This window comes from Erythrobacter sp. W302b (assembly GCF_046452395.1).
In the GTDB taxonomy this organism is placed as follows: Bacteria; Pseudomonadota; Alphaproteobacteria; order Sphingomonadales; family Sphingomonadaceae; genus Erythrobacter.
On sequence record NZ_JBKFDH010000001.1, the window covers coordinates 3,027,726 to 3,050,932 of the forward strand.

Below are 23,207 nucleotides of genomic sequence, written 5' to 3' on the forward strand. Positions count from 1 at the left end.
CACCGGCGAAACACAGGCAGGAATATCATGGCTCTACGCGACATCTCGGCCTGGTCGATCCGCAATCCGGTGATCCCGCTGGTGTTCTTCACCGGCCTGCTGTTCGCCGGGATCGTCAGCTTCCTGCAAATGGACGTGACCAACAACCCGGACGTCGATTTCCCGGCGGTGATCGTCAATATCTCTCAGCCCGGCGCCTCGCCCACCGAGATCGAGAACCAGATCACCCAGCGCGTGGAAAGCGCGCTGCGTTCGATCAGCGGGGTCAACTCGATCCAGTCGACCGCGCGTGAGGGCAGTTCCAACACCTTCGTCGAATTCGAGATCGGCACCAACCTGATCGAAGCGGTGAACGAGGTCGAAACCGCGATCGATTCGGTGCGCGGCAGCCTGCCCGACGGCATTCTCGAACCGCAGGTCTCCAAGGTCGACGTGGTGGGCGAACCGATCGGCTATGTCGCGGTCGAAGCCAATGACATGACGCTGGAACAACTGAGCTGGTTCATCGACGATACGGTGGCCAAGCGCCTGCTGAAGATCGAAGGCATGGCGGAAGTCCAGCGCTTCGGCGGGGTCGACCGGCAGATCGAAGTGATCCTCGATCCGGCGCGGATGCAATCTTTCGGCGTCACCGCAACGCAGATCAATGCGGCGCTGCGTCAGGTCAATCTCGATGCCGCGGGCGGGCTGGCCGAGATTGGCGGTACCCGCCAGTCGCTGCGCGTGCTTGGCAATTCGGACACGGCCTATGCCCTGTCGCAGACCCAGATCCAGCTGGGTGGCGGGCGCACCGTGCGGCTCGCCGATATCGCCAAGGTGCGGGACGGCTTTTCCGAACGCACCTCTATCTCCGAGGTCAACAGCAAGGAAGTCGTGAACTTCCTGATGAACCGCGCGCGCGGTGCATCGGATCTGGCGGTCTATGACGCGGCTCTGGCCGAGATGGACAAGATCGAGGCCGAGAACGAAGGCGTGAAGTTCATCAAACTGTCGACCAGCACGACCTACACCCGCGGCCAGTACAAGTCCTCGATGTGGGCATTGGTCGAGGGCGCGGTGCTCGCGGTGGTCGTGGTGTTCCTGTTCCTGCGCGATTGGCGCGCGACCTTCATTTCGGCGGTCGCGATCCCGCTGTCGGCGATCCCGACCTTCTGGTTCATGGATCTCCTGGGCTTCAACCTCAACTTCCTGTCGCTGCTGGCGCTCGCGCTGGTGGCCGGGGTGCTGGTGGACGATGCGATCGTGGAGATCGAGAATATCGTGCGCCATATGCGCATGGGCAAATCGGCCTATCAGGCCTCGATCGATGCCGCCGACGAGATCGGCCTGCCGGTGGTGGCGACCAGTTTCTGCATCGTCGCCGTGTTCCTGCCGGTGGGCTTGATGCCGGGTGTGTCAGGCCAGTTCTTCCAGAACTTCGGGATCACCGTGGTGATCGCGGTGCTCATGTCGCTGGCCGTCGCGCGCATGCTCACGCCGCTGATGGCGGCCTACTTCCTGAAGTCGAAGGGCCACGCCGAACACGGCGAGGGGCCGATGATCGACGGCTATATGCGGGTTTTGGCCTGGACGCTCGACACCGGCCGCATGGCCGCGCGCCGCGCCGGGCTCGATGGCCCGCGCCACCGCGGGGTCTATGTCCTGACGCTGCTGCTCGCGGTGATCGTGCTGCTGATCGTCCCGGCGCTGGCGATGTTTGAACTGGCCAGCGGTTCGATCTCGGCCATGTTCGCAGGCGGTATGGGCGTAGCGCCGCCGTGGAATGGCCTGATCGGGCTCGACGTGCACAAGCAGATCGCCACGGTCGTCTCCGCCGATCCCAACACCACCGCGCACAAGATTGTCGCCAAGGTGTTCGAAGTGGTGATCGTGCTGCTGGTCTCGCTGCTGTCCTTTTTCGCGACCTTCGCGGTGTTCAAGGCGATCGAGGCTCCTGCGGGCGGCGATAGCAAATTTGCCCGCAGCATCCGCTGGATGACGGCGCGGTTCTACGATCACCGCATCTGGATGCTCGGCATCGGCTGGTTCTCGCTGCTGGTGACGATCCTGCTGTTCGGTCAGATCCCCGGCCAGTTCCAGCCCACCATCGATGACGAGAACAGCCGCGTCGAGATCGAGATGGTGCCCGGCACCACGCTCGCTGAAACCAAGCGGGTGGTGAACACCGTGGCCGATCGCCTGCGCAAGGAGCCGGAGGTCGAACGCCTGCTTGAGCGCATCCGGCTGGGTGAAAGCTCCTCGATCTTCGTCAAGTTGAAAGAAGATCGCCAGCGCACCTCGGTCGAGTTCGAGCGGGAGCTCGCGCCCGAACTTGCCAAGTTCCCCGATGCCCGCGTGCGCTTCCAGTCGCAGTCGGGCGGGTTCGGCTCGGGCCGTGACATGACCGTGATGCTGGCAGGTTCCGATCCGGTGTTGCTCGATCAGACCGCCGCGCGGCTGGTGGAGGAGATGCGCGGGCTCAAGTCGCTGGTCGCTCCGCGCATCAGTGCCGATCTCAACCGTCCTGAAATCATCATCACCCCGCGTGACAAGATCGCCGCCGAGCTCGGGATCACCACGGTCGCTCTGTCGCAGACGATCCGCATCGCGACGCTGGGTGAGATCGAACAGAACGCCGCGCGCTTCTCCCTGTCGGATCGTCAGATCCCGATCGTGGTCCGTCTGTCGGAAGCCGCCCGCTCCGATTTCCGCACGATCGAGAACCTCCCTGTGCCGCTGCCCAATGGCGGTTCCGTGCCGCTGAGCCGGGTTGCCGACATCAGCTTCGGTTCCGGCCCGACCGCGATCCAGCGCTACAACCAGAACCGCCGCGTGCTGGTCGGCGCGGACCTCGCCGCAGGCGTGCTCAAGGGCGAGGCGCAGGCGCAGATCGACGCCCTGCCGGTGTTGCAGAACCTGCCTGTGGGCGTGATTCGTGACGTGGTGGGCGAAGAGGAATGGCAGGCCGAGCTGGTCACCAACCTCATCATCGCGATCATCGCGGGGGTGATGCTGGTGTTCGCGGTGCTGGTGCTGCTCTACAAGCGGCTGATGAGCCCGCTGGTCAACATGACCTCGCTCGCGCTGGCGCCGCTTGGCGGGATCCTGCTGATCTGGCTGCTGGGCCAGCCGCAATCGATGCCGGTCTATATCGGTATCCTGCTGCTGCTCGGAATCGTCTCGAAGAACTCGATCCTGCTGATCGACTTCGCGATCGAGGAGATGAACAAGGGCATTCCCAAGCTTGAGGCGATCATGGACGCCGGGCACAAGCGGGCGCAGCCAATCGTGATGACCACCGTCGCGATGACGGCAGGGATGGTGCCGGTGGCGCTGTCGCTGTCGGGCGATGGAGCGTGGCGTCAGCCGATGGGCATCGTGGTGATCGGCGGGCTGGTGCTCTCGACGCTGCTGACCTTGCTGATCGTGCCCGCGGGCTTCAGCCTTGCCGACAGCTTCGAAAAGCGGGTAGGCCCGTGGCTCCGGGCGCGGATGCTGACCTACACGCCGGGCGACGAGAACAGTTTCGATACCGCAAAGGATCGGCCGTTCCCCGGCCTTGCCAAGCTGTCGCCACCGGGCGGTGAACCGGCTGAGTGATTGTAAGGGCGTGACGAACGACCCCGAAGCGGGCTAAGGCCGCAGCATGGCAACGCGCTCTCTGAGGCCCCTCACGCTCGGCGGCCAGCCGCTCACGGTTGATCGTGCCCGGCGGATGCGCTGGACGGCGACCGGGATGCTGGCGGCGATGGCGCTGATCTTCATCGCCACCCACGGGCTGGCCACCACCGGCCACCCTGCGTGGGGCTATGTCAACGCCTTCGCCGAGGCCGCGATGGTCGGCGGGCTGGCGGACTGGTTCGCGGTGACGGCGCTGTTCCGCCACCCGCTGGGCCTGCCGATCCCGCACACTGCAATCATCCCCGAAAACAAGGACCGGATCGCCGATACCATGGCGCAGTTCCTGCGGGAGAACTTCCTCACGCCCGCCGTGGTCGCGCGGCGGATGGCGGGAATGAATGTCGCCAAGGCGGCGGGCGAGTTCCTTGCGGCCTCGCCCGAACGGGGCCCCAAAGGCGAGATGGTGGACGAACGCTCACGGATCACGTCCGGCGCGGCGGAGTTGCTGGCCGAAGTGCTGGAATCGCTCGATCCCGACCGGCTTGGCAATCAGGTGCGTTCGGGCCTCGCCGGTCAGTTGGCGAAGCTCGACATCGCTCCGCTTGCCGGCCGCATGATCGAGACGACGATGGCGGACAAGCGCCACCAGCCGCTGATCGACGGCTTCGTGCGCTGGGCGGGCCTCACCATCGAGGACAATGAGGAAACCCTGCGCGACATCATCCACCAGCGCGTGGCGGGCGTGCTGCGCTGGGCGGGGATCGACAAGACCATTTCCTCCAGCGTGCTCGACGGGCTGTACAAGCTGCTCGCCGAGGTGCTGGTGAACCCCGATCACCCCCTGCGCGGCAAGATCGAGGAAGGCCTGGCCAAGCTCGGGCAGGATTTGCAGCACGATCCCGAGACCCGCGCCAGGGTCGAAGACATGAAGCGCGATCTCATCGCCAACCCCGCCGTCGCGGTGTGGTGGACCGGGGTGTGGGAGCGCATCCGCCAGTCGCTGATCCGCCGCGCGCGCGACCCCGAAAGCAGCATGGGCGAGGAAATGCGCAACATGCTGTCAGAGCTCGGGCAGGCCTTGCAGGCGGATGCGCGGCTGCAACTCCAGATCAACCGCTTCGCCCGCCGCACGATGGTGGGCGTCGCCACCCGCTACGGCGACCAGATCGTGCGATTGGTGTCGGAGACGGTGAAACGCTGGGACGCCACAACCATTACTGACCGCGTCGAGGGCGCCGTGGGCCGCGACCTCCAGTTCATCCGCATCAACGGCACGCTGGTCGGCGGGTTGGTGGGGATGACGCTGCACTTCATTACCACGGTGCTGTGATGTGCGGCGCTACCCGATTCGGTAAGTGATCGAAGTCGCGAAATAGGACTTGAATGGCGCCCCGGAAGCGTCGCGCGCGGGCTCGAAGGTAGCGTTCTTCATCAGCCGACAGGCGGGGGATTCGAGTTCCTTGGTCTCGGTTGCTTCGATCAAGGTGCAGCTTTCGACCTCGCCCTGCTCGGACACGATCACTCGCATCCGCAGGATCGCCTGCTCGCCCTCACGCGCCGCCTCGCTCGGATAATCGGATTGGATGCGACGCACGATCACATCCTGATTGGTCCACCGAGGCCCACTTATCGCAGTGAGGTGCTTGTCGGGATCCAGCCCCCAATCCCGCAGCAGATCGAGCGTGCACTGGTTCAGGACCTCGAAGGCGGCATTCAGCGGTCCGGATTTGAGCCGTACCGTGCGCCCGCCCTGACGCAGCTCGATGAATTGCACTTGCTTGCCCAGCGCCGTGTCGAGCAGGGGCAAGGACGTGGTTGGAGGCGTTTCCTCTTTCGTCGGTCGCTCGGGCATTCCCTGATCGATGGTCACCCCTGAATAGATCACACCGTCGCCATATCCTTCAACCGTTCCGGTGAAGGGTCTGGTGCGGTGCGGACTCTGCCCCTCGAAGAAGCGCAGATCGGTCAACGTGCGGCTGCGAAACCGTTTGAACGCCGGTCCGGCGACCGTCAGTCCGGCGGCGTTTCCCGGGGAATATTGCTGGAAGCGCAGGAAGTGCCGGTTCTCGCCTTCTCCGAAGGTGCGGATGAGTTGGCATTTGTCCTGCGCAAAATCGACGTTCCATTGGCTGCTTGGGGCCAGCTCAACGGGTGCTTCGGCTGCGAAGAGCGGGGCGGCGAGGGATAGGAAAGCGAGAGCAGGAACAGCGTGGCGCATGAAAAAACCTCCGACAGTCAGTCAAGACTGCCGGAGGCTTTTTTCAAAATAAAGTCTCTTGCGATGAACCGCTTACAACGCCCCGGTCAGCTCCGGCACGGCGGTGAACAGGTCCGCCACGAGGCCGATATCCGCCACCTGGAAGATCGGGGCGTCTTCGTCCTTGTTGATGGCGATGATGACCTTCGAGTCCTTCATCCCGGCAAGGTGCTGGATCGCGCCCGAGATGCCGATCGCGAAGTAGGCTTCCGGGGCGACGATCTTGCCGGTCTGGCCGACCTGGTAGTCATTGGGGACATAGCCCGCATCGACCGCGGCGCGGCTCGCGCCGATGGCGGCGCCGAGCTTGTCGGCGAGGGGGGTGATGGTCGCCTCAAAGGTTTCCGCGTCCTTCAGCGCACGGCCGCCCGAGACGATGATCTTGGCGCTGGTCAGTTCCGGACGCTCGCTCTTGGCGATTTCCGAGCTGACGAAGCTCGAGGTGCCCGCATCGCCCGCGCCGCTGACGGCCTCGACGGTGCCCGAACCGCCCTCGGTCGCCGCCTTCTCGAAGGCGGTGCCGCGCACGGTGATGACCAGCTTGGCGTCGGTCGATTCGACGGTGGCGATGGCGTTGCCGGCGTAGATCGGACGGGTGAAGGTCTTGGGGCCTTCGACCGACAGGATCTCGCTGACCTGCATCACGTCAAGGTGCGCCGCGACGCGCGGGGCGACGTTCTTGCCCTGCGTGGTGGCGGGGGCGAGGAAGGCGTCGTGATCGGCCATCAGCGCAGCGGCGAGCGGCGCGACGTTTTCGGCGAGGCCATTGGCATAGGCCGCGTCATCCGCGACGTGGACCTTGCCCACGCCTGCGATCTTGGCTGCGGCTTCCGCCACGCTGCCGCAATTGTGGCCGGCAACCAGGAGGTGCACTTCGCCCAGCTTCGATGCAGCGGTCACCACCGCGAGCGTCGCGTCGGCCACCTTCGTGTTGTCATGTTCGACGAGAACCAGAGTCTTCATTGAACTTACCTCTCGATTGAAACCCGTTCGCTTCGAGCGAAGTCGAGAAACCTGTCTCGACTGCGGGCAGCGCCCTCCGCTCGACACGAACGGGGGCGGGGTTAATCCTTAAGCGATACCGAGCGCCTTGACCTTCTCGACCAGCGCGGCGACGTCGGCGACCTTCTCGCCCGCCTGACGCACCGGCGGCTCGGCGACCTTGAGGGTCTTGAGGCGCGGGGTCAGGTCGACGCCGTAATCACCGGCGGTCTTGGTCGCGAGCGGCTTCTGCTTGGCCTTCATGATGTTGGGCAGCGAGGCATAGCGCGGCTCGTTGAGACGCAGGTCGGTGGTGACGATCGCGGGGAGCGCGAGCTTGACGGTCTGCAGACCGCCGTCGACTTCGCGCTTCACGGTCACGCTGTTGCCATCGACTTCGACGGTATTCGCAAAGGTGCCCTGCGGACGGCCCATCAGCGCGGCGAGCATCTGGCCGGTCTGGTTCGAATCGTCGGAAATCGATTGCTTGCCGAGAATGACGAGGCCCGGGGCTTCTTCATCGGCGATGGCCTTGAGGATCTTGGCGACCGCCAGCGGCTCGACCTCTTCTTCGGTCTCGACGAGGATCGCACGGTCGGCACCCATGGCGAGTGCGGTACGGAGCGTTTCCTGCGCCTTGGCCGGGCCGACAGACACCGCGACGATCTCGGTGGCCGCGCCCTTTTCCTTGAGGCGGATGGCTTCCTCGACCGCGATCTCATCGAACGGGTTCATGCTCATCTTGACGTTGGCAAGGTCAACGCCGGTGCCGTCGGCCTTGACCCGCGGCTTGACGTTGTAATCGATCACCCGCTTGACGGGGACGAGGATCTTCATGGGGTTCGTCCTTCCTCTCAAAGAATCACGTGACGCCTGACAGCGCCTTGGCCGCCCGCCTAGCTTGCGTTTACGTAAACGTCAAGCAGGCGACGCGCGCCGCGATCGTCGTTTCCCCTTGCTTTGCGCCACTCGCAGGTCAAGCCTTCAATTCGTGAGTGCTTTGCCAGGGGTCTCGGGCAAAGATACGGCGGACAAAGGGGAGGGATGCGGCGATGATGGCAAAGGCATGGATGGCGGCGCTCGCCGTGGTGGCGGCAGCGCCTCTGGCGGCGCAGGAGACGCGGGTGGCCGAACCGGGATCGACCCCGCCGCCCGCTTCGATTCATGACCTCTGGTGGCTCGACGGCCTGTGGCAGGGCACCGGCATCGAGGGCGCGCCTGCGACCGAAAGCTGGTTGCCGCCGACCGGCACCACCATGGTCGGCACCTTCATCCAGCAGACCGCCGAGGGCGGAATCCTGTTCAGCGAACACATGCAGATCATGGAGGAGGGCGGAAGCCTTGTCCTCAAGCTCAAGCACTTCAATCCCGACCTCACCGGCTGGGAGGACAAGGACGGGATGCTGACCTTCCGCCTGCTCGGCGCCGAGTTCTGCGCGGCCTATTTCAGCGGGCTCACGCTGCGCTGCGACGGGCCGGACAAGCTGGTGGTCGCGGTGCGGATGAAGAGTGACGCCCCGGAACCAAAGGAATTGCTGTTCCGTTTCGACCGGGCGGAACGATCGCGGGGGTTCTCCAACTGCGACGGCACGACGCTGGAAATGAACGAATGCATGGCCGCCATCCGGGAGCGCGCCAGCGAGCGCAAGGCCCGCTATCTCGCAGCCGCCGTCGCCCGCAACGCCGACCGGCCCGATCTGGTCGCGCTGATCCGGAAAAGCGACGCGGCCTTCGAAGCCTATCGCGAGGCGGAGTGCGAAGCGGTCTACACCGACTACGAGGGAGGCACGATCCGCACGATCCAGGCGCTGGGCTGCGAGATCGCACTTATCGACGAACGCACCCGCACGATCTGGCAGACCTGGCTGACCTATATGGACACCACCCCGCCCGAACTGCCCGCCCCCGGCCGCTCGCGCTGACCGCAAGAAAAAGCCCCCGCCGGCGCGAACCGGCGGGGGCTTTCGATATTCAGGCAAGAGGGAGGCTTACGCCGCCTTCTTCACTTCCGCGACGATCTTCTGCGCAGCATCGCCCAGATTGTCGGCGCTGACGATGGCGAGGCCCGAATTCTCGAGGATCGCCTTGCCTTCGGCAACGTTGGTGCCTTCGAGGCGCACGACCAGCGGAACCTGGAGGTTCACGTCCTTCGCCGCCTGCACGATGCCGTTGGCGATCACGTCGCACTTCATGATCCCGCCGAAGATGTTGACGAGGATGCCTTCCACCGCCGGGTCCTTGAGGATGATCTTGAAGGCTGCGGTCACCTTTTCGGTGGTGGCGCCGCCGCCCACGTCGAGGAAGTTCGCCGGGAAGGCGCCGTTCAGCTTGATGATGTCCATCGTCGCCATGGCGAGGCCTGCGCCGTTGACCATGCAGCCGATGTTGCCATCGAGCTTGATGTAGGCGAGGTCGTATTCGCTGGCTTCGACTTCCGCCGGGTCTTCCTCGGTCTCGTCGCGCAGGGCTTCGATATCGGGGTGACGGTAGAGGGCGTTGCCGTCGAAGCTCATCTTGGCGTCGAGCACCAGCAGCTTGCCGTCTTCGCTTTCGACCAGCGGGTTGATTTCCAGCATCTCGCAATCGGTGGCGAGGAAGGCGTCGTAGAGCTGCTTGGCGAGCTTCTGCGCCTGCTTGTTGAGATCGCCCTGAAGCTTGAGCGCGAAGGCCACGGCGCGGCCGTGGTGCGGCTGGAAGCCCTGCGCGGGGTCGATGCTGAAGGTCGTGATCAGCTCGGGCGTGTCATGCGCCACGGTCTCGATGTCCATGCCGCCCTCGGTCGAAACCACGAAGGCCACGCGGCCCGTCGCGCGGTCAACCAGCAGCGAGAGGTAGTATTCCTTGGCGATGTCGACGCCGTCGGTGATGTAGAGGCGGTTCACCTGCTTGCCGGCCTCGCCCGTCTGGATGGTGACCAGCGTGTTGCCGAGCATTTCCTCGGCATGGGCGCGGACTTCATCGAGGCTCTTGGCAAGGCGCACGCCGCCCTTGGCGTCAGCCGGAAGTTCCTTGAACTTGCCCTTGCCACGCCCCCCAGCGTGGATCTGCGCCTTCACGACATAAAGCGGCCCGGGCAGCTTCTTGGCGGCCTCCACCGCTTCTTCGACGCTGAGGGCGGCATGGCCTGCGGGGACCGCGATCCCGTGCTTGGCGAGCAGTTCCTTGGCCTGATATTCGTGAACGTTCATTGCGTATCGATCCCTTCAATGCATTCGGTGGGGAGAGGTTCGTCCGCGCCGGGCCTAAGCACGGATCGACCCTCTTGAAAAGTGCTTGCGGCACGGCCAACACGGATGCCTCTCATGATTGACAGGGATCACCTTCTGGCCATCGTCCGCGAGGCGGGCCGCATTGCCCACTCGCGTTGGCCGGGCGCGGGGCATGACCTGCATAGCTGGGACAAGACCCCGGGCAACCCGGTGAGCGAGGCTGACCTTGAAGTCGACCGCTTCCTCAAGCGCGAGTTGCACCGCCTGCTGCCCTCGGCGGCATGGCTGTCCGAGGAAACCGCCGATGACAAGGCGCGCACGCAGAGCGGCCTCATCTGGCTGGTCGATCCGATTGACGGTACGCGCGATTTTGTCGGCGGCCGGCCGGGCTGGGCGGTGTCGGTGGCACTGGTGAGTTCGGGCCGCCCACTGATCGGCATGCTCACCGCACCGGCCAGACGCGAGGAATGGGTCGCGGTCGCAGGACAGGGGGCGACGTTGAACGGCGTCACGATCCGGGCGAGCCAGCGCACCGAATTTGCCGGTGCACGGGTGCCGACCGTCAGTCTCCCCAAGGACGACAGCGATCTGGTTATGGTCCATCAGCCCAACTCGATTGCGCTCAGAATCGCGATGGTCGCCGCCGATGAGGCCGATCTGGTGGCGACCTTGCGCTGGGGGTATGAGTGGGACATTGCGGCGGCGACCCTCATCGCGCGCGAAGCGGGGGCCGAGGTGACGGACGCCTTCGGCGCGCCGCTCGCCTACAACAAGCACGATCCCCGCGATTTCGGGGTGCTGGTCTGCTCCCCCGCGATCCACGCCGCGGCGGTCGAGCGGTTGGCGGAACGGGCCAAGGCGCTGCGCTGAAAAGGGTTTCACGCAGAGACGCAGAGGTGACGCGCCCGCCGCGAAAGCGGCGCTTCAGGTTTTCACACGAAGACACGAAGACACGAAGACGTTGCGCAACGTCACCGCGCGCGATGCCCTCTTCGTGTCTTCGTGGGCGATGTTCTCGCGGCAAAGCCGCGTCACCTTCTCCGCGTCTCGCTTTCCTCTGCGTCTCTGCGAGAAACAAAAAAGGGCGGGAGCACCTTCGCACCCCCGCCCCTTCATCGCCTGAAGATCAATTCCCGCGCGCGGCGCTCACGTCGGCCTGGCTGACCGGGATGATCTTGATTTCCACCCGGCGGTTGAGCGCTTCGCTGACATTGTCGCCGGTCTTGACGCGCAGATAGTCATACTGCTCGCCAAAGCCCTGCGTCGCCATTCGCGCCCGCGCCACGCCGCGTGCCGCGAGGTAATCGGCCACCGCCTGCGCGCGCTGTTCGGACAGGCGCTGGTTGGTCGCCGGCGAGCCGGTCGTGTCGGTGAAGCCATAGACGTCGATCAGGCTGTTGGGATACTTGATCAGCGTTTCCGCGACGCTATTCAGCGTATCAAGGAAGCCCGGATTGATCGCCGCCGAACCGGTGGCGAAGGTCACGCCGTCGGGCAGGCGCACGAGAATCGCGTCCTGATCGCCGACTTCTTCCACGTCCACACCACTGCCCGCGGTCTGTTCCTTCAGTTCCTTGATCTGATCGTCATACTGCTTGCCGATCACGGCCCCGGCCGAACCGCCGATGCCCGCACCGATAATCCGGCCCGTATCGCCGCCGATGGCGCCGCCGAGCAGGTAGCCGAGCGTGCCGCCAAGGCCGGTGCCGATGGCCGTGCGCGAAATCTTCTTTTCGCCGGTATTGGGGTCGGTGACACAGGCCGAAGTGCCCAGCAAAGCAAGCGCTGCAGTGCCCGAAAGCAAGATGCGTGAGAAAGTCATGGTTATCTCCCTATAATCCGTTGCCGACCATGCCATCTTGCCCGCAGGGGCGACAAGGCGAATGGGCGCGTCCTACCGCAGTGAAGACTCTAAGCTTCACAGCAGATGAACGCAAAGCTTGCCGGGGACACAGATGTTCCATGCGTCTGTCAGATTGGATGGCATTGTGCTGCAATTATGCTAGCGGACAGGGCGTGACCCCGTTTCCCTGGACCGATCTTGCCATCATCGTCGCGCTGGTTGTGCTCAACGGCGTCTTCGCGATGTCAGAATTGGCGATTGTGTCCGCCAAGACCAGCACGCTGGAAGCCAAGGCCGAAGCCGGGTCCAAAGCGGCGCGAACGGCGATCGCTCTGGCCGCGCATCCGGGGAAGTTCCTTTCGACCGTGCAGATCGGCATCACGCTGATCGGGATCGTGGCGGGCGCCTATTCCGGGGCGAGCCTTGGCGGTCCGGTGGGGGAACGGTTGGAAGCGCTGGGCCTGCCGCCCCAATATGCCGACGAAGCCGGATTTGCCGTCGTGATCGCGCTGACCACCTATCTCAGCGTTGTCGTGGGCGAGCTGGTGCCCAAGCAGTTGGCGCTGCGCAGCGCGGTGCCGCTGGCCTTGCTCATGGCTTTGCCGATGGCGATGCTGTCGCGGATCGGCGCGCCGCTGGTGTGGCTGCTCGATTCGAGTTCGGCGATCATCTTCAACCTGTTCGGCCTGCGCCGGACGGACGAGGCCACGGTGACCGCCGAGGAGCTGCGGATGATCTTTGCCGAGGCGACCCGGTCAGGCGTGATCGAGGCCGAACAGCGCCAGATCCTGACCGGCGTGGTCCGCCTGGCCGAGCGGCCGGTGCGCGAGATGATGACGCCGCGCACCGATATCGACTGGATCGAAGCCGACGCCGACGCCGCCGAAATCCGCGAAACGATCGAGGACAGCTCGCATTCGCTGCTGCCGGTGGCCGAAGGCTCGCCCGACACGATCCTCGGCGTGGTCAAGGTGCGCGATGTGCTGGCGGCGATGGTCAGCGGCGCGCAGGTCTCGATCCGCGCGATGATGCGCAAGGTCGAGGTCGTGCCCGACCAGCTCGACGCGATGGACGCGCTGCGCGTGCTGCAATCGGCCGAAGTGGCGATGGCCGTGGTGCACGACGAATACGGGCATTTCGAAGGGATCGTCACGCCGGTCGATCTGCTCACCGCGATCGTCGGCAATTTCGCCAGCGACAGCGATGATGGCGATCTGCCTTCGGTGGTGGAGCGTGAGGATGGCTCGCTGCTGGTCTCGGGCTCGCTATCGGCGGACGCGCTGGCTGACCGGTTGGGCATCGAATATGGCGAGGACCGCGAATTCGGCACGGCGGCAGGCTATGCGCTGTCCGTGATGAAGAAGCTGCCGGGCGAGGGCGAGCATTTCACCGATCAGGGCTGGCGCTTCGAGGTGGTCGACATGGATGGTCGCCGCATCGACAAGCTGCTGGTGAGCCGGGTGAACGACAACGCCGACTGAGGCGACCCGGCCAGAGGTAACGCGGCTTTGCCTCGAGGTTTCACGCAACTCCCACACGCCCGCCGCCACGGCGGGGAGGGAGGCGTCAGGCGCTCGGGATCACCGTTGTCGCCGCCTGCCCGTCACCTTCGGGCGCAGCGATGATGTCGCGGGTCACGCGGCCCTTGGCGACCGTGTTGGTTGCGGTGTCGCCGACCTGGCTGCGGATGCTCGGCGCGGCGGAACCGGCGCGGTCGATCACGCTCGCTTCCACACGGCTGCGCGGGGCAGGGCCACCGAACAGGGCATCGAGCGCCTGTTCGGCTGCGGTGCCTTCGGACGGACGCGGGGCGCCGGGGGCGGGGGGCGTGAGCGTGAAATCGGGCGGAACCACCAGCGGCGCCTGACGCTGCACAGCAAATTCGTCGGGCCGCTCGCGGTTGAAAACCCCGCCGCCGCCGCCACAGGCCGCCAGCATCGCCGAAGCGCCGGTCAGCAGGATCAGGGGTGCAAACTTACGCATCTTGGGTCTCTCCACGGGGCGCTTCCCCGGTTTCGGTGTCGTCCTTGTCGCGCACGAACAGGCTGCGGGCAAGGATTATGACGACGCCGATCGTGATGGCGGCGTCGGCAATGTTGAAGATCAGGAAGGGGCGGAACCCGCCGATGTGGAAATCGGCATAGTCGATGACATAGCCCAGATCATAGCGATCGCGGATATTCCCCAGCGCGCCGCCCAGAATCAGCGACAGGCCGAGGATTTCGCCCAGCTTGCGCTCGCGCATCATCCACGCCAGCACCACCAGGGCGATCACCGCGGTGAGCAACACCAGCAGCCAGCGGGTTTCCATGTCATTGGCCTGGAACATCCCGAGCGAGATGCCCTTGTTCTCGGTATAGGTGAGATCGAAGAACGGCAGCAGGTCGATATGCAGCACCTGACGCAGTTGCAGCGGGCCGATCACGTACCACTTCACCACCTGATCGATGATCGCGACCAGCGCCGCCAGCGCCAGTCCAATCAGCCGGTTGCGGGTGAACAAGCCGCTCATGAACCGACAACCGCTTCGCAACGACCGCACAACGCCCCGTCTTCCGCGACGTCGGGCAGCAGCCGCCAGCAGCGGCCGCATTTGTGGTGGTTGGTCTTGGTGACAGTCACACCGTCGCCCTGCCCGCGCGTCACTGTCGCGGTGATGAACAGCTCGGCGAGGTGTTCGTCCGAAACGCCTTCGGGCACGGCGCTGTCGGGCACGACCACCTCGGCCTCAAGGCTGGAGCGGATCGTCTTGTCGCGCCGCAGCGGCTCGATCGCTTCGTTGACCTGATCCCGCAGCGCGCGCAGCATGTCCCAGCGGGCCGTGTCGACCACCACGCCCGGCACGGTGGGCCATTCGAGCAGGTGGACAGACCCGCGCTGGCCCGCGTCATCCGCCTCGCCGTCCTCGGGATAGCGGCTCAGCCACACTTCCTCGGCGGTGAACACCAGCACCGGCGCGGCATAGCGGATCAGCGCGTGGAACAGCAGATCGAGCACCGTGCGATAGGCGTTGCGCGTGACGCTGTCCGGCCCGTCGCAATAGAGGCTGTCCTTGCGGATATCGAAGTAGAAGGCCGACAGATCCTCGTTGCAGAAATCGACCAGCAGGCGGGTGTAGAGGTTGAAATCGTAGGCTTCCGCCGCCGCCTTCAGCTTGCGGTCGAGGTCAGCCAGCAGCGCGAGGATATAGACCTCAAGCTCCGGCAGCTCGCCCGCATCGCTCATGTCGCCCACGAAACCATCCAGCGCACCCAGCAGGTAGCGGAAGGTGTTGCGCAGCTTGCGATACTGGTCGCCGACGCCTTTCAGGATTTCATCGCCGATGCGGTGATCTTCGGTGAAATCGACGCTCAGCGCCCACAGGCGGATGATGTCGGCGCCATATTCCTCCATCACCTTGATCGGGCTGATGGTGTTGCCCTCGCTCTTGGACATCTTGCGACCCTTGGCGTCCATCGTGAAGCCGTGGGTCAGCACCTGATCGTAAGGCGCGCGGCCGCGCGTGGCGCAGGATTGCAGCAGCGAGGACTGGAACCAGCCGCGATGCTGGTCGGAGCCTTCGAGGTAGAGGTTGGCGGGCCAGGTCAGGTCGGGCCAGCGCCCCGATTCCAGCACGAAGGCATGGGTGCAGCCCGAATCGAACCAGACGTCGAGAATGTCGGTGACCATCTCGTAATCGTCGGGGTTGTGGGCGCTGCCGAGATATTCCGCCTTGCGCGCTTCGTCCCAGGCATCGACGCCTTCCTCGCGCACGGCCGCGACGATGCGGGCGTTGACGGCGGGGTCTTGCAGGTAGGTGCCGTCAGGCCGCACGAACAAGGTGATCGGCACGCCCCAGGCGCGCTGGCGGGAGAGCACCCAGTCGGGCCGCCCTTCGACCATCGCGCCGATGCGGTTGCGGCCCTTTTCGGGGATGAACTCGACCCGGGCGATTTCGGCGAGGGCGGTCTCGCGCAGCGTTCTTCCCCCCTCCTTTTCAAAGGAGGGGTCGGGGGTGGTTGCGGGCTGCGGAGCAGTCCGCTCGGGCGTGCCGCCCGACCCGACTGCCACCACCCCTAGGCCCTCCTCTGAAGAGGAGGGGGACACCAGCACCTTGTCCATCGGCACGAACCACTGCGGGGTACACCGAAAAATCACCTTGGCCTTGGAGCGCCACGAATGGGGGTAGGAGTGCGCGTAATCCGCGCTCGCCGCGAGCAGCGCGCCCGCTTCGCGCAGGTCCGAGCAGATCGGGCCATCAGGCGCGTTGAACTTGGGGTTGATGACGCTCATCCGGCGCTCGTCCGCCGCGCCCAGCCAGCCCCAGTCGTCACGGTAACGCCCGTCATCCATCACCGCGAAGACGGGGTTGATCCCGTTCGCCTTGCAGAGGTCGAAGTCGTCCTCGCCATGATCGGGCGCCATGTGGACGAGGCCCGTGCCGCTATCGGTGGTGACGAAGTCGCCGGGGAGCAGCGGGCGCGGGGTGGCGTAGAATCCGCCGAGATGGTGCATCGGGTGGCGGGCGAGGGTGCCGGCGAGGTCTGCCCCCTTGATGACCTTGATAGAAGGTTTGCCAGCATAATGAGCCAGAACGGCTGCGCGCTCCTTCGAAAGAAGCAGCCGCATTCCATCGCCTTCGAAAAGGCCGTATTCGATTTCCGGCCCATAGGCTAAAGCCTGGTTCACCGGGATCGTCCACGGCGTCGTCGTCCAGATCACCGCTTTCGCGCCGACCAGCTCGGGGATCGGGCTCTCGACGATCTCGAAGGCCACGTCGATCTGGGTCGAGGTGATGTCCTCGTATTCGACCTCCGCCTCGGCCAGCGCGGTCTTTTCGACCGGGGACCACATCACCGGCTTGGCCCCGCGATAGACGTTCCCGGCCTCGGCGAATTTCAGCAGTTCGGCGACAATCGTTGCCTCTGCCTGAAAATCCATGGTGAGGTAGGGATGGTCCCAATCGCCCATGATGCCGAGGCGCTTCAGCTGCTCGCGCTGCACATCGACCCATTGCTGAGCATAGGCGCGACATTCGGCGCGGAATTCCTTGGGGGGAACCTCGTCCTTGTTCTTCTTGGCCTTGCGATAGGCTTCCTCGACCTTCCATTCGATCGGGAGGCCGTGGCAATCCCAGCCGGGCACGTAAGGCGCATCGCGGCCCAGCAGGTTCTGGGTGCGGCAGACCATGTCTTTCAGGATGTGGTTCAGCGCATGGCCGATATGCATGTCGCCATTGGCGTAGGGCGGGCCATCGTGGAGGATGAACTTCTCACGGCCCCGGCGGGCATCACGCAAGGCGTTGTAGAGCCCGATCTGCGTCCAGCGCGCGGCAATGCCCGGCTCCTTCTGGGGGAGGCCGGCCTTCATGGGGAAATCGGTCTTCGGCAGGAAGACGGTGTCCCGGTAATCGCGCTTGGTGCTTTCGTCAGACATAGGCTCGCGCCGTTAGGGCAATTGCGGCTCGCGATAAAGGGTTTGCGCGCACCACGTCCCAATCTCGTCATCCTGAACTTGTTTCAGGATCCATTCTTCCCGTTCGACCGGCAGTGCGGAAGGGGAAATGGGCTCTGAAACAAGGTCAGGGTGACGGGAGCGAAAGAAGGCGCCGCGCCTCGGCGCAATCCTTGTCCATCTGTTCGATCAGCGCCTCGAGGCTGTCGAACTTCGCCTCGCCGCGCAGGAAGTGGTGGAAGGCCACCTCGATCTCCTGCCCGTAGAGATCGCCGTTGAAGTCGAAGAAATAGGGCTCCAGCAGCTCCTTGGGCGGTTCGAACTGCGGGCGGATGCCGATATTGGCCGCGCCGTGGAGCACCTCGCCGGTGGCGAGCAGGCGGCCGGTGACGGCGTAGATGCCGTATTTGGGGCGCAGGTAATTGTCGATCGTGACGTTGGCGGTGGGATAGCCGATGGTGCGCCCCCGCTTGTCGCCGTGCTCGACAATGCCCCGGATCGCGAAAGGCCGGGTGAGCAGGCGCGCCGCCAGTTGCGGATCGCCTTCGCGCAGGGCGGTGCGGATGCGGCTGGAGGAGACCACCTCCTCACCCGCTGTCACCGCGGCGACAACCCGCGATTGCAGGCCGAGCTCCCCGCCAAGCGTGCGCAGCAGCGCGACATTGCCCTTCGCGCCCTTGCCAAAGGTGAAATCGCCGCCCGTCACCACCCCGTGCGCGCCGAACCGCTCGATCAGGATAGCGCGGATGAAATCCTCTGCGCTCGTCCCGGCCAGATCGGCATCGAAGTGGAACACCAGCATCGCGGTCGCGCCAGCGGCCAGATACAATTCCTGCCGTTGCTCCAGGGTGGTCAGCCGGAACGGCGGCACATCGGGCTTGAAGAAGCGCACCGGATGCGGATCGAAGGTGGCGATGATCGAAGGGCGGCCCTCCGCCTGCGCCCAGCGGATCGCTTCGCCCGCCACGGCCTGATGGCCCGCGTGGAACCCGTCAAAATTGCCGAGCGCGATGATCGCGCCGCGCAGCGCCTCGGGCATGGCATCGCGATGATCGAGCCAGCGCATCAGATCGCACCCGCCCGCCGGAAGGTGAGGAAGGAGAACGCGGGATGCGGCTCCTGCGCGGCGTGATCTTCGCGCCCTGTCAGCACCCAGTCGCGCCCCGGCTCGGCCATGAAGGTGTCGCCGGGATAGTTCGCGTGGATCTGGGTCAGTTCGATCCGGTGGGCGAGCGGCAGGAACACATCGTAGATCGCCGCCCCGCCGATGATCGCGACTTCGCCGGTCGCGTTGTCTTGCTCCGCCAAGGCCAGCGCTTCCGCGACCGACCCGGCCATCTGCGCGCCGTCGGCGGCAAAGCTGTCCCGGCGGGAGAGCACGATATGGCGGCGACCGGGAAGCAGGCCGGGCAGGCTTTCGAAGGTCTTGCGGCCCATGATCATCGGGAGTCCCAGCCCCTTTTGGCCCATCGTCAGCGCCTTGAAGCGCTTGAGGTCGGCGGGCAGCCGCCAAGGCAGATCGCCCTCGTTGCCGATCGCGCCATTGGCGGCGCGGGCGTAGATCAGCACGATCTCGGGAGTCATTTTACCGCGTGCCCCACGCGGGTGACGTGGCCCATCTTGCGGCCCTCGCGCACTTCGCGCTTGCCGTAGAGGTGCAGGTGCGGCTCGCCCGGCTCGGCCAGAATGGCGTGCGCGCGCAGGGCCTCCTCGCCGACGATGTTGCGCATCTCGATCGCTTCGAAGCGGGTCTTGGTCACCCCCAGCGGCAGGCCGCAGATCGCGCGGATGTGGTTTTCGAACTGGCTGGTGGCCGCGCCTTCGATGGTCCAGTGGCCGGAATTGTGCACGCGGGGCGCCATTTCGTTGAACACGGGGCCTTCGCGGGTGGCGAAGAACTCCAGCGTCAGCACCCCGACATAGCCCAGCGCCTCGGCGACCTTGGCGGCGAGCGCGCGCGCGGCGGGCACCTGCGCTTCGACCAGCGCGCCCGCGGGCAAGATCGACTGCGCCAGCATTCCGCCTTCATGCAGATTGGCGGTGGAGTCCCAGAACTTCACGCTGCCGTCCTTGCCCCGGACGAGGATCACCGAAAACTCGGTCTCGTAGGTCACAAAGCCTTCGTAGATGCAGGCCACGCCCGGAAAGCGAACGCCGCTGGCCTCCAGCGCTGAACGCACGCGCCACTGGCCCTTGCCGTCATAGCCATCGCGGGCGGTCTTGAGGATGCCGGGGGTGCCAACCCGCACCAGCGCGGCGGCGAAGTCATCGTCCGTCTCGACCCGGGCGTAGGGCGCGGGCGTGCCGCCGAGGCTGGCGGCAAAGGCCTTCTCGCTGAGCCGGTCCTGCGCCACTTCCAGCGCGCGCGCAGGACAGGCGAGCAGCTGCGCGGGGATGGCGGCGACCGTGCCGAGCGGCACGTTCTCGAACTCCCAGGTCACGACATCGCAGCGGCCCGCGAAGGCGGCGAGCGCCGCGGTATCATCCCAGTCCGCGGTAATGAAATCGGACGAGGCGTCGGCGGCGACATTGTCCCCCTCCGGCGCAAAGCCGATCACCTTGTAGCCGAGCTGCAAACCGGCAACGGCCATCATCCGGCCGAGCTGGCCGCCGCCCAGAATGCCGATGGTGGAGCCTGCGGGCAGCATCAGTCTTCAGGCACCTCGGCGACGCCGGCGCTGTTGGCCGCGCGCCAGTCTTGCAGGCGTTCGGACAGATCCTCGTCGCTCAGCGCCAGGATCGCGGCGGCGAGGAGCCCGGCGTTCTTCGCGCCCGCCTCTCCAATCGCCAGCGTGCCGACCGGGACGCCGCCCGGCATCTGCACAATCGACAGCAGGCTATCCATGCCGCTCAGGGCTTTCGACTGCACCGGTACGCCCAGCACCGGCAGGTGCGTCATGCTGGCGATCATGCCCGGCAGATGCGCCGCGCCGCCTGCACCGGCGATAATGACGCTGAAACCTTCGCCCTCTGCGCCCTTGGCAAAGGCGACCATCCGGTCCGGCGTGCGGTGGGCCGAGGTGATTCGCGCCTCGTAAGCCACTTCCAGCTCGTTCAGCACATCGGCGGCGGCTTTCATGGTCGGCCAGTCGGACTGGCTTCCCATCACGATCGCGACCTTCCCCCCGGTGGCTTCCATCATGCGTCCTTCAGATAGTACCGCGCGCCGGGCACCATATCGGCGTCAAAGTCGTAGATGATCGGCTGCCCGGTGGGAATCTCGAGATCGGTGATGTCCGCATCGGAAATGCCCGAAAGGTGCTTCACCAGCGCGCGCAGGCTGTTGCCGTGGGCGGCGATGATCACCGTTTCGCCGCGCGCCAGCACCGGCAGGATCGCGCTTTCCCAATAGGGCAGCACGCGCTCGATGGTGAGCTTGAGGCTTTCGGTCGTGGGAATGGCGATCCCGGCATAGCGCGGGTCGGCGGCGAGATCGAAGGCGCTCCCGGCTTCCAGCACCGGCGGCGGCACATCGAAGCTGCGGCGCCAGATCAGCACCTGTTCTTCACCGTGCTTTTCGCGGGTTTCCTGCTTGTCGAGGCCGGTCAGCCCGCCATAGTGGCGTTCGTTGAGGCGCCAGTCCTTCGTTTCGGGAATCCACAGGCGTCCGGCTGCTTCCAGCGCCAGATGCAGCGTCTTGATCGCGCGGGTCTGGAGCGAGGTGAAGGCATAGGATGGCAGCACGCCCTTTTCGCGCAGCAGCGCGCCCGCCGCAGTCGCCTCGGCCACACCCTGCGGCGTCAGATCGACATCCCACCAGCCGGTGAAGCGGTTTTCGAGATTCCACTGGCTCTGGCCGTGGCGGACAAGGATGAGCTTGGGCATTCTTACTCCGTGTTACCGCGCCGCGAGCGGCCCGGTCCTCTCACTGCGTCAGAGCGCGCGGGGTTAGCTTTCGCGGACGGGATTGGGAAGCGATTCCGTTGCATTTGCCGCATCCGAATCGCGCGCAAGGCTGCCCGCGGCCCGCGCCTGCGCCTTCCTGCGCCGCAGGTTTTCGCGCAGCTTGGCCGCGAGCCGTTCCTCGCGCGACATATTCTTGCGGGGGTCTTCACTCATGCGAAACCCTTTGGCCTTAGTGGCCCGCAGCTTCAAGCCTTCGCACGGCTCATCGATCTTAGCGCAATAAGGGCGTTGACAATACGAGGCCGCGCGACAATAGCGCCCGCCCATACCGGCGCTGCTGTAGCTCAGTGGTAGAGCGCACCCTTGGTAAGGGTGAGGTCGGGAGTTCAATCCTCCCCAGCAGCACCATTTCCGCCCATACGGGGCGGAAATGCGCCCTTGGCGGTTCGTTGGCCCATCGAGGCCGATATCCGCAGGCCTGTTCCTCCACTTTGCTACGCTACCTTCCGGGCACTGGCGCGCGCGTCTTTATTCGCCTGATCGCTGCGCGCCTTGAGGGCGGTTGCGTTTGCAGTCGCTATGCGACCGGCGGGCTCAGGCCGCAGTCTTGCGCTTCTCCAGCCACGGGCGCAGCGGGAACAGCCATTGTTCCTTGATCGACAGGCGCTTGCGGTCATCCTGCCCCACCACCTCGCTTTCGCCTTCCTTGTAGGTGCCGAACACGCGGTCCCAGAAGATCACCGAATTGCCGTAGTTGCAGCGCGTATCCTCGTAGCTGAGCGCAGTGTGGTGCAGGCTGTGGTTGCGGATGGTGGTGAAGAAATACCCGTACCAGATCGGCGGATCGGCGCGGACATTGGCGTGGGCATAGGCCGCAATCGCGCCGCCTGCGGTGATGGCGGCGAACAGGGCGTTGAGGTCCACATCCAGCAGCGCCGTTATGCCAATGCTGATCAGGAACAGTTCGATCGGATTGCCGATAAAGCCCTTCATCGCATTCAATTGCGTGATGTGGTGATGCGGCGCGTGGGTGAGCCACAGCGGCGTCCAGTTGTGCATCGCGCGGTGCATCCAGTACTGGCCGAATTCGAACACGAACATCACCACCAGCACCTGCACCAGGAACGGGCTGGCTGCGAGCCACGGGGTGCCGATGCCCCAGGCCGCTTTCAGCTCGCCGAGCGGGCCGTTGACCAACGTGTCGCTGAGAAACCCGATCACGCCGTAACCGAAGGCGACATAGAAAATGTCGGTCAACAGCTCGCGCCCGTTGATGCGCCAGCCTTCGTGCCGTTCGAACACCAGCTCGAGCAGCTGGACGAAGGCGAGGGTGCCAAGGCCCACCGCCATGATCGCCCACGGCCCCTGGGTCCACGCGGCGGGCGCCAAGCCCCAGAAGGCCCAGATCGCCGCCACGGTGGCAGGCGGAAGCAGGTTGATGAGCGACTGTTTCACCGGATCGGCCCCTTGTTGTCTGCCGTCGCTCTACGGCGGCGTTCCGGTCCGGGAGAATACGCCATTATGCGCAGAGCGTCGAGGGGAGCCTCTACGCTTAAGCGTTACAAAGCGGACACCCTGTCCGCTTTGTGAAAGGGCTTAATTTTCCTTTTCGTTCAACAGGTTGAGTCAGCTTGCGCCAAGCGGACGGACAGGGGAAGCGCGCCCTGTTTCGCGCACGGCGGTCATGCGACCACCCTCACAGCAATGGGAAAGAGCCGCAGGAGTCTAGGGCGGCTTCGCGCTGTAGGAAACGGCAGGATTAGGGCGTTGGTGGCCGGAAGCTGCCGTTCGGGAAGCGGCCTCAGTTCGGACCTTTCATTTTCGTCGCCCCGTGCTTGACACGGGGCTTGGCTAGTTCTGCCCCTGCTGGGGCGCGAACCATTGCTCCCAAAGATCGTCCCAAGCGGGATTGGTTGCCTCGATCAGCGCGAACTTCCATTCGCGCCGCCACTTCTTGACGAGCTTCTCGCGGACGATGGCGCCTTCGATCGTGTCGTGGCGTTCGACATAAACAGGGCGGGTTTTCCCGAAGTCCTTA

General features: G+C 65.2%; 20 protein-coding genes, 1 tRNA gene and 1 pseudogene. 6 read left to right on the forward strand and 16 right to left on the reverse strand.

All coding sequences use genetic code 11. The annotated features are described in order from the left end of the window. The first annotated feature begins 27 nt into the window (after positions 1-27). Positions 28-3,579: an efflux RND transporter permease subunit gene (locus tag ACLBKT_RS14450; RefSeq protein ID WP_410183598.1), complete on the forward strand. Its 3,552-nt coding sequence runs from the start codon at positions 28-30 to the stop codon at positions 3,577-3,579. Positions 3,580-3,625: 46 nt separating this feature from the next. Continuing rightward, the gene (locus tag ACLBKT_RS14455; protein ID WP_410183599.1) at positions 3,626-4,930 is read left to right on the forward strand and encodes a DUF445 domain-containing protein; all 1,305 of its coding nucleotides are present in this window, start codon (positions 3,626-3,628) and stop codon (positions 4,928-4,930) included. A 9-nt stretch (positions 4,931-4,939) separates the two neighbouring features. Here ACLBKT_RS14455 and ACLBKT_RS14460 read toward each other — a convergent pair whose 3' ends face one another. From ACLBKT_RS14460 to ACLBKT_RS14470, 3 genes are all read right to left on the reverse strand, one after another. Further along, a complete protein-coding gene (locus ACLBKT_RS14460; protein WP_410183600.1) occupies positions 4,940-5,818 on the reverse strand; it encodes a TonB family protein in 879 nt (292 codons plus the stop codon). A 72-nt stretch (positions 5,819-5,890) separates the two neighbouring features. Continuing rightward, on the reverse strand, positions 5,891-6,820 hold the full coding sequence (locus tag ACLBKT_RS14465; protein WP_410183601.1) for an electron transfer flavoprotein subunit alpha/FixB family protein: 930 nt from the start codon (positions 6,818-6,820) through the stop codon (positions 5,891-5,893). 108 nt (positions 6,821-6,928) lie between these two features. After that, positions 6,929-7,675: an electron transfer flavoprotein subunit beta/FixA family protein gene (locus tag ACLBKT_RS14470; RefSeq protein ID WP_410183602.1), complete on the reverse strand. Its 747-nt coding sequence runs from the start codon at positions 7,673-7,675 to the stop codon at positions 6,929-6,931. Positions 7,676-7,893: 218 nt separating this feature from the next. Between ACLBKT_RS14470 and ACLBKT_RS14475 the strand changes: the two genes are divergently transcribed. Further along, positions 7,894-8,760, forward strand: a complete 867-nt coding sequence (locus ACLBKT_RS14475) for a DUF6265 family protein (RefSeq protein ID WP_410183603.1) — start codon at positions 7,894-7,896, stop codon at positions 8,758-8,760. Positions 8,761-8,826: 66 nt separating this feature from the next. Here ACLBKT_RS14475 and sucC read toward each other — a convergent pair whose 3' ends face one another. After that, positions 8,827-10,026 (reverse strand): ADP-forming succinate--CoA ligase subunit beta, encoded by a 1,200-nt coding sequence (sucC, locus tag ACLBKT_RS14480; protein WP_410183604.1) that lies wholly within the window; start codon positions 10,024-10,026, stop codon positions 8,827-8,829. Between the two features lie 114 nt (positions 10,027-10,140). On the opposite strand from sucC, the gene ACLBKT_RS14485 reads away from it, so the two are divergent. Continuing rightward, positions 10,141-10,917 carry a 3'(2'),5'-bisphosphate nucleotidase CysQ gene (locus ACLBKT_RS14485; protein ID WP_410183605.1) on the forward strand — a complete coding sequence of 259 codons (777 nt, stop codon included), beginning with the start codon at positions 10,141-10,143 and terminating at the stop codon, positions 10,915-10,917. Positions 10,918-11,173: 256 nt separating this feature from the next. Here the strand turns inward: ACLBKT_RS14485 and ACLBKT_RS14490 are convergent, their stop codons facing one another. Continuing rightward, positions 11,174-11,869, reverse strand: coding sequence for an OmpA family protein (locus tag ACLBKT_RS14490; protein WP_410183606.1), 696 nt, complete (start codon positions 11,867-11,869; stop codon positions 11,174-11,176). 194 nt (positions 11,870-12,063) lie between these two features. Here ACLBKT_RS14490 and ACLBKT_RS14495 point away from each other — a divergent pair, with 194 nt between their 5' ends. Further along, positions 12,064-13,371 carry a hemolysin family protein gene (locus ACLBKT_RS14495; RefSeq protein WP_410183607.1) on the forward strand — a complete coding sequence of 436 codons (1,308 nt, stop codon included), beginning with the start codon at positions 12,064-12,066 and terminating at the stop codon, positions 13,369-13,371. Between the two features lie 85 nt (positions 13,372-13,456). On the opposite strand, the gene ACLBKT_RS14500 is transcribed toward ACLBKT_RS14495, so the two are convergent. The 9 genes from ACLBKT_RS14500 to ACLBKT_RS14540 form a co-directional block, all read right to left on the reverse strand. Continuing rightward, positions 13,457-13,873 carry a DUF3035 domain-containing protein gene (locus ACLBKT_RS14500; RefSeq protein WP_410183608.1) on the reverse strand — a complete coding sequence of 139 codons (417 nt, stop codon included), beginning with the start codon at positions 13,871-13,873 and terminating at the stop codon, positions 13,457-13,459. Beyond that, a complete protein-coding gene (gene lspA / locus ACLBKT_RS14505; RefSeq protein WP_410183609.1) occupies positions 13,866-14,402 on the reverse strand; it encodes a signal peptidase II in 537 nt (178 codons plus the stop codon). The genes ACLBKT_RS14500 and lspA overlap by 8 nt, the downstream gene beginning before the upstream one ends. Further along, complete coding sequence (gene ileS / locus ACLBKT_RS14510; protein WP_410183610.1) at positions 14,399-17,305, reverse strand: isoleucine--tRNA ligase; 2,907 nt, start codon at positions 17,303-17,305, stop codon at positions 14,399-14,401. Before ileS ends, lspA begins: the two co-directional genes overlap by 4 nt. A 145-nt stretch (positions 17,306-17,450) precedes the next feature. Continuing rightward, on the reverse strand, positions 17,451-18,389 hold the full coding sequence (locus ACLBKT_RS14515) for a bifunctional riboflavin kinase/FAD synthetase (protein WP_410183611.1): 939 nt from the start codon (positions 18,387-18,389) through the stop codon (positions 17,451-17,453). After that, complete coding sequence (locus tag ACLBKT_RS14520) at positions 18,389-18,907, reverse strand: dihydrofolate reductase (protein ID WP_410183612.1); 519 nt, start codon at positions 18,905-18,907, stop codon at positions 18,389-18,391. The genes ACLBKT_RS14515 and ACLBKT_RS14520 overlap by 1 nt, the downstream gene beginning before the upstream one ends. Then, the gene (locus ACLBKT_RS14525) at positions 18,904-19,971 is read right to left on the reverse strand and encodes a 5-(carboxyamino)imidazole ribonucleotide synthase (protein ID WP_410183613.1); all 1,068 of its coding nucleotides are present in this window, start codon (positions 19,969-19,971) and stop codon (positions 18,904-18,906) included. The genes ACLBKT_RS14520 and ACLBKT_RS14525 overlap by 4 nt, the downstream gene beginning before the upstream one ends. Beyond that, the gene (gene purE / locus ACLBKT_RS14530; RefSeq protein WP_410183707.1) at positions 19,971-20,462 is read right to left on the reverse strand and encodes a 5-(carboxyamino)imidazole ribonucleotide mutase; all 492 of its coding nucleotides are present in this window, start codon (positions 20,460-20,462) and stop codon (positions 19,971-19,973) included. The genes ACLBKT_RS14525 and purE overlap by 1 nt, the downstream gene beginning before the upstream one ends. After that, positions 20,462-21,148, reverse strand: a complete 687-nt coding sequence (gene gpmA, locus ACLBKT_RS14535) for a 2,3-diphosphoglycerate-dependent phosphoglycerate mutase (RefSeq protein WP_410183614.1) — start codon at positions 21,146-21,148, stop codon at positions 20,462-20,464. The genes purE and gpmA overlap by 1 nt, the downstream gene beginning before the upstream one ends. A 63-nt stretch (positions 21,149-21,211) precedes the next feature. Beyond that, positions 21,212-21,382: a hypothetical protein gene (locus tag ACLBKT_RS14540; RefSeq protein WP_410183615.1), complete on the reverse strand. Its 171-nt coding sequence runs from the start codon at positions 21,380-21,382 to the stop codon at positions 21,212-21,214. Positions 21,383-21,502: 120 nt separating this feature from the next. On the opposite strand from ACLBKT_RS14540, the gene ACLBKT_RS14545 reads away from it, so the two are divergent. Continuing rightward, positions 21,503-21,577: transfer RNA gene (locus tag ACLBKT_RS14545), tRNA-Thr, on the forward strand. A 186-nt stretch (positions 21,578-21,763) separates the two neighbouring features. Here ACLBKT_RS14545 and ACLBKT_RS14550 read toward each other — a convergent pair. Together ACLBKT_RS14550 and ACLBKT_RS14555 are read right to left on the reverse strand one after the other, a co-directional pair. Next, a complete protein-coding gene (locus ACLBKT_RS14550) occupies positions 21,764-22,624 on the reverse strand; it encodes a sterol desaturase family protein (protein WP_410183616.1) in 861 nt (286 codons plus the stop codon). 396 nt (positions 22,625-23,020) lie between these two features. Then, positions 23,021-23,207 (reverse strand): annotated as a pseudogene (locus tag ACLBKT_RS14555) (GIY-YIG nuclease family protein); the annotation flags it as partial.